Genomic DNA, 16,507 nt, shown 5'->3' on the forward strand with positions numbered 1-16,507 from the left:
TGAGGTTACTCTCTGCTAATTACCGGCGCCGGCCGGCTGACGGTACGTGAATCACGCACTTCAGCCGGCCGCGCTGCTTCACAAGGAAAGAGAATGATCGGAATGAACCGCAATCCGGCACTGGACACGGAAATGCTCGGCCTGGTGCCGATGGTCATCGAACAGAGCGGTCGTGGCGAACGCTCGTACGACATCTATTCGCGCCTGCTGAAAGAGCGCGTGATCTTCATGGTCGGCCCGGTCAATGACCAGATGGCCAACCTGATCGTGGCACAGCTGCTGTTCCTGGAAAGCGAAAACCCGGACAAGGACATCTCGCTGTACATCAACTCGCCGGGTGGTTCCGTCTCGGCCGGCCTGGCGATCTTCGACACGATGCAGTTCATCAAGCCGGACGTGTCCACGCTGTGCACCGGCATGGCCGCCTCGATGGGCGCCTTCCTGCTGGCCGCCGGCGCGAAGGGCAAGCGCTTCTCGCTGCCGAACTCCCGCATCATGATCCACCAGCCGTCCGGTGGTTCGCAGGGCCAGGCATCCGATATCGAGATCCAGGCGAAGGAAATCCTGTATCTGCGCCATCGCCTGAACAGCATCCTGGCCGAGCGTACCGGCCAGTCGATCGACCAGATCGCCAAGGACACCGACCGCGACCGTTTCATGTCCGGCGACGAAGCGGCCGAATATGGTTTGATCGACAAGGTCCTGACGACCCGTTCTTGATGTAGCGTAAGCGCGCCATCGCGAGTTCGCGAAAAAAACGCCCGGACGCTACAACGTGCCGGGCGTTTTATTTTTATTTCGGGTAGCATGTGGTTGTGAGCAGGACTTCTTGCCCCATCACATGCCGAGCTTTACGCGGGATCGAAGCCAGGTGTACTGGTGTTTTAATGACCAGATGCCGTATAGATTGCAACGAGGTCGTGGAGGGCGGTTTTCCCGACCCGGTGCGCAGTCCGTCCGGTCCTCTCCGTGATTCCGCCCGCGCATCGCGGACCGCTGTCCGGCCTGGCCTGGCGCGGTTCCTTGCGTGCCGAAGCTCAGTCTTTGTGCAGTACCCATTCTTGTAACTAAAGAAAAGTCCCATGTCCGACAAAAAATCCTCCAGCGGCGAAAAACTTTTGTACTGCTCGTTTTGTGGCAAGAGCCAGCACGAGGTCAAGAAGCTCATCGCCGGACCTTCCGTCTTCATCTGCGACGAATGCATCGACCTGTGCAATGACATCATCCGCGACGAGACGTCCAGCATCGAATCCGTGACGGGTGCCAAGTCGGACCTGCCGACGCCCCACGAGATCGCCGAGCTGCTGAACCAGTACGTGATCGGCCAGCAGACTGCCAAGCGCATCCTGTCCGTGGCCGTCTACAACCACTACAAGCGCCTGAAGCACCTGGGCAAGAAAGACGACGTCGAACTGGCCAAGAGCAACATCCTGCTGGTGGGCCCGACGGGGTCCGGCAAGACGCTGCTGGCCCAGACGCTGGCGCGCATGCTGAACGTGCCGTTCGTGATCGCCGATGCCACCACGCTCACGGAAGCGGGCTATGTGGGCGAAGACGTCGAGAACATCATCCAGAAGCTGCTGCAGAGCTGCAACTACGATGTCGAGAAGGCCCAGCGCGGCATCGTCTACATCGACGAGATCGACAAGATTTCCCGCAAGTCCGACAATCCGTCGATCACGCGCGACGTGTCCGGCGAAGGCGTGCAGCAGGCGCTGCTGAAGCTGATCGAGGGCACGATGGCCTCCGTGCCACCGCAGGGCGGCCGCAAGCATCCGAACCAGGACTTCGTGCAGATCGACACGACGAACATCATGTTCATCTGCGGCGGCGCGTTCGATGGCCTGGCGAAGATCATCTCGAACCGCTCCGAAAAGAGCGGCATCGGCTTCTCCGCCACCGTGAAGAGCCAGGAGCAGCGCTCCAACAGCGATATCCTGCTGGAAGCGGAACCGGAAGACCTGATCAAGTTCGGCCTGATTCCCGAGCTGGTCGGCCGCCTGCCGGTCGTCGCAACGCTGGCCGAGCTGACGGAAGAAGCGCTGATCCAGATCCTGATCGAGCCGAAGAACGCGCTGATCAAGCAGTACAGCAAGCTGCTGGAAATGGAAGGCGCCGAGCTGGAAATCCGCCCGGCCGGCCTGCACGCCATCGCTAAGAAGGCGCTGGCCCGCAAGACGGGTGCCCGCGGCCTGCGTTCCATCCTGGAGCACGCGCTGCTGGACATCATGTACGATCTGCCGAACCAGCAGAACGTCACGAAAGTGGTCATCGATGAAAACACGATTACCCAGGGTGCAAAGCCGTTGCTGATTTATCAGGAAACGCCGAAAGCCTCCGGCGAGAATTGATTGGGACCGCATGCCGGGCAATCGGGCATGCAATTGATTGATTGAATCGTGCGCCGGCGGGCCGCTTGAAAAAGCGTTTTGCATCCGTGGAGCAACGGCAGTACAATCGAAACCAATAAGAGAAGCAGGCTTCATTCGAAAAGCCACTCGCGGCGCTTGTCGCGCGTGGCTTTTTTATTTCCGCTGATGTCTTTTAGAGCAACGCTGCCAATATTGTCGGCATTTATTGTCGAGAATAATTCGGTGGCGGGTCTTGTGATTCGGCTGCAAGCGCCTACATCATAAACATGCTTTTATATAAGGTACGCCATGACAACTTCCAAATTAACTGAGCAGACCCAACTGCCGTTGTTGCCTTTACGGGATGTCGTCGTTTTCCCGCATATGGTGATACCACTGTTCGTCGGCCGTCCTAAATCGATCAAGGCGCTGGAAGCAGCCATGGAGCAGGGCAAGAGCATCATGCTTGCCGCCCAGAAGGCTGCCGCGAAGGACGAACCGTCCCCGGCCGACATCTACGAGATCGGCTGCGTTGCCAACATCCTGCAGATGCTGAAGCTCCCGGACGGTACCGTGAAGGTGCTCGTCGAAGGCTCGCAGCGCGCCCGCATTCGCAACATCACCGACACGCCCACGCACTTCGTGGCCGAGCTGCAGCCGCTGGACTCCGAGATCGGCGACGACTCCGAGATCGAAGCAATGCGCCGCGCGATCGTGCAGCAGTTCGACCAGTACGTAAAACTGAACAAGAAGATCCCGCCCGAGATCCTGGCATCGCTGTCGGGCATCGACGATGCCGGCCGCCTGGCCGACACGGTGGCGGCGCACCTGCCGCTCAAGCTCGAGCAGAAGCAGGTCATCCTTGAGATATTCAACGTCGCCAAGCGCCTGGAGCACCTGCTCGGCCAGCTGGAAGGCGAACTGGACATCCTGCAGGTCGAGAAGCGCATCCGCGGCCGCGTCAAGCGCCAGATGGAGAAGTCGCAGCGCGAGTACTACCTGAACGAACAGGTCAAGGCCATCCAGAAGGAACTGGGCGAGGGCGAGGAGGGCGCCGATTTCGACGAGCTCGAAAAGAAAGTCATCGCCGCCAAGATGCCGAAGGAGGCACTGGACAAGGCCAACGCCGAACTGAAGAAGCTGAAGCTGATGTCGCCGATGTCCGCCGAGGCGACCGTCGTGCGCAACTACATCGACACGCTGGTCGGCCTGCCGTGGAAGAAGAAATCCAAGGTCAACAGCGACCTGTCGAACGCCGAGAAGGTGCTCGACACGGACCACTACGGCCTCGAGAAGGTCAAGGAACGCATCCTGGAATACCTCGCGGTGCAGCAGCGCGTCGACAAGCTCAAGGCCCCGATCCTGTGCTTCGTCGGTCCTCCTGGCGTCGGCAAGACGTCGCTGGGCCAGTCGATCGCCAAGGCCACCAACCGCAAGTTCGTGCGGATGGCGCTGGGCGGCGTGCGCGACGAAGCCGAGATCCGCGGCCACCGCCGAACCTACATCGGCTCGATGCCGGGCAAGGTGCTGCAGTCGCTGTCGAAGGTGGGCGTGCGCAATCCGCTGTTCCTGCTGGACGAGATCGACAAGATGGGCGCGGACTTCCGCGGCGATCCATCGTCGGCCCTGCTCGAAGTGCTGGATCCGGAACAGAACCACACGTTCTCGGACCACTACATCGAAGTGGACTTCGACCTGTCGGACGTGATGTTCGTGGCGACCTCGAACTCGTACAACATCCCGCCGGCGCTGCTGGACCGGATGGAAGTCATCCGCCTGTCCGGTTACACGGAAGACGAGAAGGCCAGCATCGCGTTGCGCTACCTGCTGCCGAAGCAGATCAAGAACAACGGCCTGAAGGAAGGCGAGATCTCGGTCAACGAAGCGGCCATCCGCGACGTGATCCGCTACTACACCCGCGAAGCCGGCGTGCGTTCGCTGGAACGGGAAGTGTCGAAGATCTGCCGCAAGGTCGTCAAGATGCTGCTGCTGTCGAAAACCGAGAAGAAGGTGCTCGTCACGCCGAAGAACCTGGACAAGTTCCTGGGCGTGCGCCGCTACGACTTCGGCGTGGCCGAGAAGGACAACCAGATCGGCCAGGTGGTCGGTCTGGCCTGGACCGAAGTGGGCGGCGACCTGCTGACCATCGAGGCCGTGTCGATGCCGGGCAAGGGCAATGTCATCCGCACCGGTACGCTGGGCGACGTGATGAAGGAGTCCATCGAGGCCGCTCGCACCGTGGTGCGCAGCCGGGCGCAGCGCCTGGGCATCAAGGCGGAGGTGTTCGAGAAGCAGGACATGCACATCCACGTGCCGGAAGGCGCGACGCCGAAGGACGGTCCGTCCGCCGGTATCGCGATGACGCTGGCGATGGTGTCGGTGTACACGGGCATCCCGGTGCGCGCCGACGTGGCGATGACGGGCGAGATCACGCTGCGCGGCGAAGTGCTGCCGATCGGCGGCCTGAAGGAGAAGCTGCTGGCAGCCCATCGCGGCGGCATCAAGACGGTGCTGATCCCCGAGCAGAACGTGAAGGACCTGGCCGAGATTCCGGACAACGTCAAGAACAAGCTCGAGATCGTGCCGGTGCGCTGGATCGACAAGGTGCTGGAGATCGCGCTGGAACGCCAGCCGGAAGCGCTGCCGGATGTGCCGGCCGTGGAGCCGGTGGCCGCCGCCGCGCAGAAGCCGGAAGGCCAGACCGAAGTCGTGAAGCACTGATTTCGCAGACCCCGCGGTCACGGACGGGCAACTTCGGGTGCCCGTTTTTTTGCCCGTGCCCATCGTGCCGGCCCGGCGCATCCCGCTTCGCTTTGCCGTTCGTTTTTGCCGATCCCGGCTGCGTTTTTCCACGATGGCGGCCGAGGGGCTCGGATTTTCGCCGATTTCACTTTTTGCATGCCCCTTTTTACATCTTTCCGCCTTGACACAGAGTAACGCCCGCCTGTTTAATACGGCCTGAGATTTTTCTCTGCCTTACTTTGTACCGTGCGCGGCCCAGTCGTTCAACGGTATAAACGATTTAAACGATTTAAACCTTTGTGACGGGGAACAAGCTGTGAACAAGACTGAACTGATCGACCATATCGCCACCTCCGCAGACATCTCGAAAGCGGCCGCGGCACGCGCGCTGGACGCGCTGATCGATGGCGTTACCACCACTCTGGCCAAGAACGACAGCGTCACGCTGGTCGGCTTCGGCACCTTCATGGTCAGCGAACGCGCCGCCCGCACCGGCCGCAACCCGCGCACCAAGGAAGAGATCACCATCGACGCAGCAAAAGTGCCGAAATTTAAAGCTGGCAAAGCGCTGAAAGATGCTGTAAACTAACGGACTTCGGTGAGCAACCGGCTTGCAGTTTGGTTGCTCCTGAAGACCACGTTGTAGGGATGCTGGAGCGGTAGTTCAGTTGGTTAGAATACCGGCCTGTCACGCCGGGGGTCGCGGGTTCGAGCCCCGTCCGCTCCGCCAGAACATAGTTGCAAGAATGAGCCCCCTGCGGGGCTCATGTTTTTGGGCTCGAAGGGTTTCGCTTGCAAGCGAAACCGCGGCCCGCAGGATGTGGGAGAGCCCCGTCCGCTCCGCCAGAACATAGTTGCAAGAATAAGCCCCCTGCGGGGCTCATGTTTTTGGGCTCGAAGGGTTTCGCTTGCAAGCGAAACCGCGGCCGGCCGGAACGTCGGCGAGCCCATCGGTCCAGCATGTGGAATCGAAAAGTTTTACGACGAGCAGCAAGTAACGTCCGCTGGACCTAGCGTTCGTTATCACTACCTGGAGCGGTAGTTCAGTTGGTTAGAATACCGGCCTGTCACGCCGGGGGTCGCGGGTTCGAGCCCCGTCCGCTCCGCCAGAACATAGTTGCAAGAATGAGCCCCCTGCGGGGCTCATGTTTTTGGGCTCGAAGGGTTTCGCTTGCAAGCGAAACCGCGGCCCGCAGGATGTGGGAGAGCCCCGTCCGCTCCGCCAGAACATAGTTGCAAGAATAAGCCCCCTGCGGGGCTCATGTTTTTGGGCTCGAAGGGTTTCGCTTGCAAGCGAAACCGCGGCCGGCAGAATGTCGGCGAGCCCCGTCCGTTTTGAATATCAAAAACCCCGCAGCGCCCAAGCGCTGCGGGGTTTTTTCATTCTGGTCCTTGAAAGCTTGAGCTGTCGATAAATGGCTTGCCAATTTTTCAAACCCCCGCCTTGCTATAGCAGAACGTGCGCCCTATAATCGCGAGAGCAGCAGAGGGCGAACGCGGGTTCGCCTTTTTTTTGTAGTGCATAACTCATCAAAAATGGCCCATGTTTGAATTCATTCGTACGCATCAGCGCCTGATGCAGATCCTGCTGGCGATCGTGATCGTTCCGTCGTTTATCTTCGTCGGCGTGGCCGGCTACGACAGCAGCGGCAACAACGCCAACACGCTGGCCAAGGTCGACGGCCGCCCGATCACGCAGCAGGAATACGAGAACGCGCTGCGCCAGCAGCTCGACACGTATCGCCAGCGGTTCGGCGCGCAGTTCGACCAGAAAATGTTCGACACCCCCGAATTCCGCCAGTCCGTGCTGGACAACCTGATCGCGCAGCGCGCCGTCACGTCCGAAGTCGTGCGCGGCCACTTCACCGTCAGCCAGGCCACGATCGACCGGACGCTGGGCGAGATCGCCGAGGAAGTGCCGGGCGCCGTGCAGGCGGACGGCAAGCTGGACCAGGCCGCGTTCGCCAACTACCTGTCGACCCGTACGGGCATGACGCCGGACGGCTTCGTGCAGTCGCTGCGCCGCGACATGGCCACGCAGCAGCTCGTGAGCGGCATCCAGGGCAGCGCCTTTGCGCCCCGTACCGTCGCCAAGCTGGTGACGGACATGACGGAACAGGAACGCGACGTCCAGGAGCTGGCCCTGCCGGCCGCCGACTTCGCCGCCTCCGTCAAGGTCACGGACGACATGGTCAAGGCCTATTACGACAAGAACGCCAAGCTGTACGAAGTGCCGGAGCAGGCCCGCATCGAATACGTGGTCCTCGACGCCAATGCGATCGCCAGCCAGGTGACCGTGTCGGACGACGAAGTCGCCACCTACTACAAGGGCAATGCCGCGCGCTACACGGCGCCGGAAGAGCGTCGCGCCAGCCATATCCTGGTCGCCGCCGCCAAGGATGCCAAGCCGGCCGACAAGGCCGCCGCGAAAGCCAAGGCGGAAGCGATCCTGGCCGACGTGAAGAAGGCTCCGGCCGACTTCGCCAAGCTGGCCAAGGCCAGGTCGGAAGACCCGGGCTCCGCGGAGCAGGGCGGCGACCTGGGCGTGATCGAGAAGGGCACGCTGGTGCCGTCCGTCGAGCAGGCCATCTTCGCGCTCAAGCAGGGTGAGGTGAGCAATGTCGTGGAATCCGAGTTCGGCTACCACGTGATCACCGTGACGTCGCTGAAGCCGTCGGCCGTCAAGCCGCTGGACGACGTGAAGACGGAGATCGCCGCCGAACTGAAGAAGCAGAAAGCGGGCAAGAAGTATTCGGAAGTGGCGGAAACGTTCACCAACACCGTCTACGAGCAGTCGGAGAGCCTGAAGCCCGTCGCCGACAAGCTGGGCCTGAAGATCGAAACGGCCGCCGGCCTGACGCGCACGCCGGCCCCGGGTGCCGCACCTGCGCCGTACAACAACGCCAAGTTCCTGGCCGCCCTGTTCTCGGCCGATTCGCTGAAGAACAAGCGCAATACGGAAGCCGTCGAGACGGCACCGAGCACGCTGGTGTCCGGCCGCATCGTGGAATTCATGCCGGCCGCGAAGAAGCCGCTGGCGGACGTGACGGCGGAAATTCGCCAGCGCGTGACCGTGGAAGAAGCGGTCAAGGCCGCCAAGGCTGCCGGCGAAGCCAAGCTGGCCGCATTGAAGAAGGCCGACGACACGACCGGCTTCACGGCACCGAAGACGATCTCGCGCGTCAAGGCCGAAGGCGTCAACCCGGTGGCCGCGCGCGCCGTGCTGAAGGCCGATGCATCGAAGCTGCCGGCCTACGTGGGCGTGGAGCTGCCAGGCATGGGCTATGCCGTGTACCGCATCGGCAAGGTGCACCAGCCGGCCACGTCGGACGAAGGCAACCGCAAGGCGGCCCAGGAGCAGATCGGCACCGTCGTCGCGCAGCAGGACATGGCCACGTATGTCGAGGTGCTGAAGGAAAAGGCGAAGGTCAAGATCGTCAAGCCGCTGTCGTCGCTGCAGGCGTCCAACGAGCCACAGTAAGCGAGGCACACCAAGCAAGCCACACCAAGCGCACCGCCGTCGGCGCGGCGCCAACGAAAAAGCCACCTGAAAATCAGGTGGCTTTTTTTTTACGCCGTTGCCGGAGCTGCTTCAGGCGTCGTGCAGCTGCCGCGCTGCGGCCTGGAACGATGCGGGCGAGATGTCCGGAAGGACGACTTCCTGCGCGCGGTCGTACTGCGCGAAATTGCGGAAGATGGAACGGGTGTATGCCGGGTCGTAATGGTCCACCAGCAGTTCGTCGACCAGTTCGGCCATCCGGCCGTCGGTGGCCATCTGCTGCCACTGCGCGATCTTCGCCTTGCCGTGCAGGTCCGTCAGGTAGGCCAGCTGCGCGTTGAGTGCCGGCGCATCGCTGGCGAAGTGCTGGTAGTCCTCGATCAGCAGCTGCACGCGGTGTTCGCGCGCCACCTGCAGCGCCACGCAGGGTGACGCGCGCATGCGGTCCATCAGCGCGGCCGGCACGCGCAGTGCGCCCACCTTCTTGCTTTCCGATTCCACGAACACGGGCCGGGCCGGATCGAAGCGGCGCAGCTGCGTCCAGATCGCCGTCTCGAACGCCTTCTGCGTGGGCTGCGGCCGGCTCGGCAGATTGCCCAGCACGGAGCCGCGGTGCGCCGCCAGTCCTTCCAGGTCGAGGACCTGTGCGCCGGTCGACGCCAGCGTGTCCAGCAGGCGCGTCTTGCCGCTGCCGGTGGTGCCGCAGATGACGCGGAAGTCCAGCTGTGGCGCCCCTTCCAGGTCTGCATTGACCTGGTTGCGGAACGCTTTGTAACCGCCTTCCAGCTGCACGACGGGCCAGCCGATCTTGGCCAGGATGTGCGCCATGGAGCCGCTGCGATTGCCGCCGCGCCAGCAGTAGACCAGCGGCCGCCACTCGCGCGGCTTGTCGTGCCACAGTGTGTCGATGTGGCGCGCGATGTTCGCGGCCACCAGCGGTGCGCCCAGCTTCTTGGCCTCGAATGCGCCGACCTGCTTGTAGGTGGTGCCCACGGCGATGCGCTGCTCGTCGTCCAGGACCGGGCAGTTGATGGCGCCCGGCAGATGGTCGAGCGCGAACTCGGACGGGGTGCGCGCGTCGATGATCGCGTCGAATGCGTCGAGGCGGGCCAGCACGTCGCCGATGGGCAGGACTTCGGGATACTTCATGTTCTACTTTGCTTTCAGCAGGGGCTGCAAATGCGGCCAGATGTTACCGAGGATGATGGGGTGGGCGCTGGCCAGCGGATGCAGGCGGTCTGCCTGGAACATCTCGGCCTTTTCGGCCACGCCGTTCAGCATGAAGGGCGCCAGGTCGGCCTTCTCGTCGCGGCTCACGGTGCGGAACATGGCGAAGAATTTTTCCGAGTAATCGCGGCCGTAGTTCGGCGGGATGCGCATGCCGACCAGCAGCACGCGCGCACCGGATGCCTGCGCCGTCTTCGTCATCGCGCGCAGATTGATTTCCGCCGCGGCAACGGGCAGGCCGCGCAGGCCGTCGTTGGCGCCGAGCTCGATGACGACGATGTCCGGACGGTGCTTCGCCAGCAGGGCCGGCAGGCGCGTGCGGCCGCCGCTGGTCGTCTCGCCGCTCACGCTGGCGTTGACGATGCGGATGTCGGCCTTCTGCGCCTGCAGCCTCCGTTCGAGCAGTGCCACCCAGCCGGCGCCGCGCGTCAGGCCGTACTCGGCCGACAGGCTGTCGCCCACCACGAGCAGCGTTTTTGGGGCAGAATAGGCGCTCGCCGCGCTCGCCGCGCTGCAGCACAGCAGCAGCATGGCCAGTCCCATCCACATACGACGCAATAACGCACCCGCCAGATACCGTTCAACCATGCCAGATAATCCTCACGCGACCAGCAGTTTCAGTTCCCACGCTTCCGTTCCTGCTGCCGTGCCCGCGATTGGGGTGACGGGACTGACGAAACGCGTGGCCGATGCAAGCGGCGAACTCACCATTTTGCACAGCGTGGATTTTACCGTGCAAAAGGCCGAGACGCTGGCGATCGTGGGCGCATCCGGATCGGGCAAGTCGACCCTGCTCGGCCTGCTGGCCGGACTGGACACGCCGAGCGACGGCACGGTGCGCATCGATGGCACGGATATCTTCGCGCTGGACGAGGACGGTCGCGCCGCGCTGCGCAAGGCCAAGCTGGGTTTCGTGTTCCAGTCGTTCCAGCTGCTGCCACACCTGACGGCGGTGGAAAACGTGATGCTGCCGCTCGAACTGTCGGGTGATGGCGCCGCGCGGCCGAAGGCGGAAGCGATGCTGGGCCGCGTGGGCCTGGGTAGCCGGCTGAAGCATTACCCGAAGTTCCTGTCCGGCGGCGAGCAGCAGCGCGTGGCACTGGCGCGCGCCTTCGTCACGCAGCCGCCGCTGCTGCTGGCCGACGAGCCGACCGGCAGCCTGGATGCGACGACGGGCGAGGCCGTGATCCAACTGATGTTCGAACTGAACCGCGAGCACGGCTCCACCCTGGTGCTCGTTACGCACGATCCGGCCATGGCGGCGCGTTGCGGCCGCACGATCACGATCGCTGCGGGACGCCTGGTCTAAGCCTGGGAAGGACTGATCTCGGCTGCACTGATCTCGGCTGCGCTGATCTCGGCTGCACTGGTCTCGGCTGCATTGATCCACGGCTGCGCCGATCTCGGCTGCACCGATCCACGGCTGCGAGTTCAGCGTCGGGCCTGCGCCGCCACGAGCCGGTTGAGCGCCACGCGGATCGCAGGAATCAGCTCGCCGGCAGCCAGGCCGATCGGGCCGGCGCCATCCTCCACCAGCTCATCGGCCGCGATGCCGTGCAGCCAGACGGCCGCCAGCGCCGCTTCCCATGCCGGCCACCCCTGGGCCAGCAGTGCACCCGTCAACCCCGCCAGTACATCGCCCGTGCCCGCCGTGGCGAGAGCCGGGTTGCCCGTCGGGTTGATGACGATGCGGCCGTCCGGCGCCGCGATCACCGTTCCCGATCCTTTCAATACGACGATGGCCCGCGTCTGCTGCGCGAGCCCCCGGGCGGCGGCGATGCGGTCCGACTGCACGGTGCCGATGCCGGTCGCAAGCAGGCGCGCCGCTTCCAGCGGATGCGGCGTCAAGATGGTGGCAGCCGTGCGCGCGGCCAGGGCTGCGTGCAGCGCCGCATCGGTCGCGAGCAGATTCAATGCGTCCGCATCGGCGAGCAGTGGCTGGTCCGCCGCCAGCGTGCGCGCCAGCAGAAGCGCCGCTGCCGGCGCCGTGCCGAGCCCCGGGCCGGCCACCGTCACGGCACCGGCCGCATCGAAGTCCTGCGCGGCGCGGCACATCAGTTCCGGCTGGCCGGCATCCAGCGCCAGCGGCGGCCCCGCAAAACACAGGTAGACGCGGCCGGCGCCCGCGTGCAGGGCCGCACGGCCGGCCAGGATCGGCGCGCCCGCCATGCCCGGCGCGCCGCCCAGCACGGCCACGTTGCCGAAGCTGCCCTTGTGGCTGTTGTGCCGGCGGGGTTGGAGATGGCTGACGAACAGTGCCGGCTCGTTCAGGTGCAGCGTCGCCGTCGGGTAGAGCGCCGGATCGATGGCCAGCGCGCTGACGGTAACGGCACCGGCATGATCGCGGCCGTCAGCGGTGTGGAGGCCGGGCTTGTCGCCGATGAAGGTGACCGTGTGCGTGGCCTCGATCGCGGTGCCGCCGGGACCGATGACGCAGCCGGTGTCCCCATCGAGGCCGCTGGGCACGTCCAATGCCAGCACGCTGCACGTGAGTGCGTTGACGGCTGCAACGAGTGCGGCCGCCAGCCCGGCCAGCGGCCGCCCCAGGCCGATGCCGAACAGTCCGTCGACGACGAGGTGCCATGCCGTCTCGGCGATGTCCTGCGGGCTTGGCTCGATGAAGGCCGCCGCGCTTGCCCGGGCACGCTGGAGCGCGCGATCCCGTTCCGGTGACGTTGCACCACTGCCGCCCAGGTGCATCACGGTGACCCGCACGCCCCCATGGGCCAGGCGTGCCGCCACGTCGAACGCGTCGCCCCCATTGTTGCCGGGGCCGGCCAGCACCAGCACCTTTGCTTCGTGCGCCCGCAGTGCCCGCAACGCCAGCAGCTCCAGCACGAGCCGCGCCGCAGCCTCGCCCGCGCGCGCCATCAAGTCGCCCGGCGCACTGCGTTCGACTTCGCGGATCTGGGCAACGCTGTATAGTGGTTTCATGGCCGGTGCCGTAGGGAGAACGGCCGATTCTAGCACCGGCCCGCATACCGGTCGTACCCACTACAATGAGGTTTCACACGGGCGACGGAGGCAGCATGGACTGGCAGTTCTGGATCGATCGCGGCGGCACCTTCACGGACATCGTGGCGCGCCGCCCCGATGGCACGCTCGTCACCCACAAGCTGCTGTCCGAGCATCCGGAGCAGTATCGCGATGCCGCGCTGGCCGGTATCCGCCATCTGCTGGGACTCGCGAGCGGTGCACCGGTGCCCCCGGGCCTGATCGGCGCCGTGAAGATGGGTACCACCGTGGCCACCAATGCGCTGCTAGAGCGGAAAGGCGAACCGACGGTGCTGGCCATCACGCGGGGTTTCCGGGATGCCCTGCGCATCGCCTACCAGAACCGGCCGCGCCTGTTCGACCGCCACATCGTGCTGCCCGAGCTGCTGTACGGCGACGTGATCGAGATCGACGAACGGATCGGCGCGCACGGTGACCTCGTGCAGCCGCTCGATGCGGCGGGTGCGCAGGCCGGGCTGCAGGCCGCCTACGACCGTGGCCTGCGCAGCGTGGCCATCGTGTTCCTGCACGGCTACCGCTACACCGCGCACGAGGCCGCGGTCGCCCGCATCGCCCGCGAGATCGGCTACACCCAGGTTTCGGTTTCGCATGAAGCGAGCCCCTTGATGAAGCTCGTCGCGCGGGGCGACACGACCGTCGTGGATGCCTACCTGTCGCCGATCCTGCGCCGCTATGTGGACCAGGTGGCGCATGAGCTGCCCGGCGTGCGTCTCCAGTTCATGCAGTCGAACGGCGGCCTGACGGATGCGCGGGCGTTCCAGGGCAAGGACAGCATCCTGTCCGGCCCGGCCGGCGGCATCGTCGGCATGGTGCGCGCCAGCCGGCTGGCCGGCTTCGACAAGGTGATCGGCTTCGACATGGGCGGCACGTCGACGGACGTCTCGCACTATGCGGGCGAGTTCGAGCGCGTGTTCGAGACGCAGGTGGCGGGCGTGCGCATGCGCGCGCCGATGATGAGCATCCACACGGTGGCGGCGGGTGGCGGGTCGCTCCTGCATTTCGACGGCAGCCGGCTGCGCGTGGGGCCGGACAGCGCGGGCGCCAATCCTGGTCCAGCCAGCTACCGGCGCGGCGGACCGCTGGCGGTCACCGACTGCAATGTCATGCTGGGCAAGCTGCAGCCCGATGCATTCCCGCACCTGTTCGGCCCCGCCGGCAACGAGCCGCTCGATGCCGGAATCGTGCGCGCGCGCTTTGCGGACCTCGCAGCGGAAATCGGGCGCGCCACCGGCGTCGCCACGACGGCCGAGGCAGTGGCTGCCGGCTTCCTGGAGATCGCCGTCGGCAATATGGCCAACGCCATCAAGCAGATCTCCGTGCAGCGGGGCCACGATGTCACGGAATACGCATTGACCAGCTTCGGCGGCGCCGGGGGCCAGCACGCCTGCCTGGTCGCCGATGCGCTGGGCATGAAGACCGTGTTCATCCACTCGCTGGCCGGCGTGCTGTCCGCGTATGGCATGGGCCTGGCGGACCAGGTGGCGATGCGCGAACGGGCGGTGGAAACCCGGCTCGCGGCGGACGCCTTGCCGCTGCTGGCCCGCGAGCTCGATGCGCTGGCGGCCGAAGCGCAAGCGGAGCTTTCGATGCAGGGTGTCGATGACGCGCGCATCGCCGTGCTGCGCAGGGCCCATCTGCGCTACGAGGGTACCGATTCCGCGCTCGTCGTGGCGTTCGATACGGTGGATGGCATGGGGGAGCAGTTCACCCACGCGTACAAAAAGCGCTTCTCGTTCCTGATGCCGGCGCGGGCACTGATCGTGGAAGCCGTGTCGGTGGAAGCGGTCGGCCGTTCGGACGCGCCGGAGGAGCCGGTGCCGGTGGCGGCACCGCGTTCCGGCGCCGCCGACCCGCACCGCGTCGTGCCCATGTACACGGGTGGCAGCTGGCGGGACACGGCGCTGTTCCGCCGCGCCGCTTTGCGCATCGGCGACGTGCTGCCCGGCCCGGCCATCATCGCCGAAGCGAATGGCACGACGGTGGTGGAGGCGGGCTGGCAGGCCGTGGTCACGCCGCAGGACCACCTGGTGCTCTCGCGCGTCGCGGCGCTGCCGGAGCGGCGCGCCATCGGCACCAGCGCCGATCCCGTCATGCTGGAGATCTTCAACAACCTGTTCATGTCGATCGCCGAGCAGATGGGCCTGCGGCTGCAGAACACGGCCCATTCCGTCAACATCAAGGAGCGGCTGGATTTTTCGTGCGCCCTGTTCGATGGCGACGGCAACCTGATTGCCAACGCGCCGCACATGCCGGTGCACCTGGGTTCGATGGGCGAGAGCATCAAGACGGTGATGCAGCAGAACGCCGGGCGCATGCGGCGCGGCGACGTGTACATGCTGAACGATCCGTACAACGGCGGCACGCACCTGCCGGACGTCACGGTGATCACGCCGGTGTTCACTGCGGACGATGAAACCATCCTGTTCTACGTCGGCTCGCGCGGCCACCACGCGGACATCGGCGGCACCACGCCCGGTTCGATGCCGCCCGATTCGCGCACGATCGAGGAAGAGGGCGTGCTGATCTCGAATTTCAGGCTGGTCGAGGCGGGCGTGTTGCGTGAAGCGGCCACTCGCGAGCTGTTGAGCAGTGCCCGCTACCCGGCACGCAATCCGGACCAGAACCTGGCGGACCTGCGCGCCCAGGTGGCCGCCAATCAGAAGGGCGTGGACGAGCTGGCGCGCATGGTGGCCCATTTCGGGCTGGACGTGGTGCGCGCGTACATGGGCCACGTGCAGGACAATGCCGAGGAAGCCGTGCGCCGCGTGATCGGTGCGCTGCGCGATGGCGCCTACACGGTCGATCTCGACAACGGCGCGCGCATCGCGGTGGCGGTGCGGGTCGACCAGGCGGCGCGCACGGCCACGATCGACTTCACGGGCACGTCGGCGCAACTGCCCAACAATTTCAATGCGCCATCGGCCGTCTGCATGGCCGCCGTGCTGTACGTGTTCCGCACGCTGGTCGACGACGAGATCCCGCTCAATGCCGGCTGCCTGAAGCCGCTGCAGGTGATCATCCCGCCCGGCTCGATGCTCAATCCCCGCCATCCCGCCTCGGTCGTCTCGGGCAATGTGGAGACGTCCACCTGCATCACGAACGCGCTGTATGGTGCCCTCGGCGTGCTGGCCGCATCGCAGGGCACGATGAACAATTTCACGTTCGGCAGCGCGCGTTACCAGTACTATGAAACGATCAGCGGCGGCTCGGGTGCCGGAGAAGGTTTCGATGGCACCGATGTCGTGCAGACGAACATGACGAATTCGCGGCTGACGGACCCGGAGATCCTCGAATTCCGCTTCCCCGTGCGGCTGGAGAGCTATGCGATCCGCCATGGTTCCGGCGGCGCCGGGCGCTGGCAAGGCGGCAATGGCGGCGTGCGGCGCGTGCGCTTCCTGGAGCCCATGACGGCGGCGATCCTGTCCAACAACCGGCTGCATGCACCGTTCGGCATGGCCAGCGGCGCAGCGGGCGCCACTGGCCGCAACAGCGTCGAGCGGGCCGATGGCACCGTCGAGGCGCTGGGCCATATCGCCAAGGTGCAGATGGGAGCCGGCGACGTGTTCGTCATCGAGACGCCCGGCGGCGGCGGGTTCGGCATCCCCGGCAGCGCAGACTGAGCACTGCCCGGTTCGTGTCTCGGTGCCTGGCACCAGGACACCTGCTCGGCAGC

General features: G+C 65.1%; 10 protein-coding genes and 2 tRNA genes. 9 read left to right on the forward strand and 3 right to left on the reverse strand.

What is annotated here, in order from left to right:
- Positions 1-102: 102 nt before the first annotated feature.
- From clpP to IP91_RS00205, 7 genes are all read left to right on the forward strand, one after another.
- Positions 103-720, forward strand: coding sequence for an ATP-dependent Clp endopeptidase proteolytic subunit ClpP (clpP, locus tag IP91_RS00175; protein WP_371860595.1), 618 nt, complete (start codon positions 103-105; stop codon positions 718-720).
- 362 nt (positions 721-1,082) lie between these two features.
- Positions 1,083-2,351 carry an ATP-dependent Clp protease ATP-binding subunit ClpX gene (gene clpX, locus IP91_RS00180; RefSeq protein ID WP_145646580.1) on the forward strand — a complete coding sequence of 423 codons (1,269 nt, stop codon included), beginning with the start codon at positions 1,083-1,085 and terminating at the stop codon, positions 2,349-2,351.
- Positions 2,352-2,660: 309 nt separating this feature from the next.
- Positions 2,661-5,072, forward strand: a complete 2,412-nt coding sequence (lon, locus tag IP91_RS00185) for an endopeptidase La (RefSeq protein WP_145646582.1) — start codon at positions 2,661-2,663, stop codon at positions 5,070-5,072.
- A gap of 337 nt (positions 5,073-5,409) precedes the next feature.
- Positions 5,410-5,682, forward strand: a complete 273-nt coding sequence (locus tag IP91_RS00190; RefSeq protein WP_145646584.1) for an HU family DNA-binding protein — start codon at positions 5,410-5,412, stop codon at positions 5,680-5,682.
- A gap of 64 nt (positions 5,683-5,746) precedes the next feature.
- Positions 5,747-5,823 (forward strand) — tRNA-Asp (locus IP91_RS00195).
- Between the two features lie 302 nt (positions 5,824-6,125).
- Positions 6,126-6,202, forward strand: a tRNA-Asp gene (locus IP91_RS00200).
- A gap of 434 nt (positions 6,203-6,636) precedes the next feature.
- A complete protein-coding gene (locus tag IP91_RS00205; protein WP_145646586.1) occupies positions 6,637-8,574 on the forward strand; it encodes a SurA N-terminal domain-containing protein in 1,938 nt (645 codons plus the stop codon).
- 111 nt (positions 8,575-8,685) lie between these two features.
- Here IP91_RS00205 and mnmH read toward each other — a convergent pair whose 3' ends face one another.
- Together mnmH and IP91_RS00215 are read right to left on the reverse strand one after the other, a co-directional pair.
- Positions 8,686-9,741: a tRNA 2-selenouridine(34) synthase MnmH gene (gene mnmH, locus IP91_RS00210; RefSeq protein WP_145646588.1), complete on the reverse strand. Its 1,056-nt coding sequence runs from the start codon at positions 9,739-9,741 to the stop codon at positions 8,686-8,688.
- Between the two features lie 3 nt (positions 9,742-9,744).
- On the reverse strand, positions 9,745-10,368 hold the full coding sequence (locus tag IP91_RS00215; protein WP_145647959.1) for an arylesterase: 624 nt from the start codon (positions 10,366-10,368) through the stop codon (positions 9,745-9,747).
- A 37-nt stretch (positions 10,369-10,405) separates the two neighbouring features.
- On the opposite strand from IP91_RS00215, the gene IP91_RS00220 reads away from it, so the two are divergent.
- Positions 10,406-11,128, forward strand: a complete 723-nt coding sequence (locus IP91_RS00220; RefSeq protein WP_145646591.1) for an ABC transporter ATP-binding protein — start codon at positions 10,406-10,408, stop codon at positions 11,126-11,128.
- 122 nt (positions 11,129-11,250) lie between these two features.
- Here the strand turns inward: IP91_RS00220 and IP91_RS00225 are convergent, their stop codons facing one another.
- Positions 11,251-12,753, reverse strand: a complete 1,503-nt coding sequence (locus IP91_RS00225) for an NAD(P)H-hydrate dehydratase (RefSeq protein WP_145646593.1) — start codon at positions 12,751-12,753, stop codon at positions 11,251-11,253.
- Between the two features lie 95 nt (positions 12,754-12,848).
- Between IP91_RS00225 and IP91_RS00230 the strand changes: the two genes are divergently transcribed.
- Complete coding sequence (locus IP91_RS00230; RefSeq protein ID WP_145646596.1) at positions 12,849-16,454, forward strand: hydantoinase B/oxoprolinase family protein; 3,606 nt, start codon at positions 12,849-12,851, stop codon at positions 16,452-16,454.
- Positions 16,455-16,507 lie beyond the last annotated feature (53 nt).

It is taken from the genome of Pseudoduganella lurida, from assembly GCF_007830455.1.
Lineage (GTDB): Bacteria > Pseudomonadota > Gammaproteobacteria > Burkholderiales > Burkholderiaceae_D > Rugamonas > Rugamonas lurida.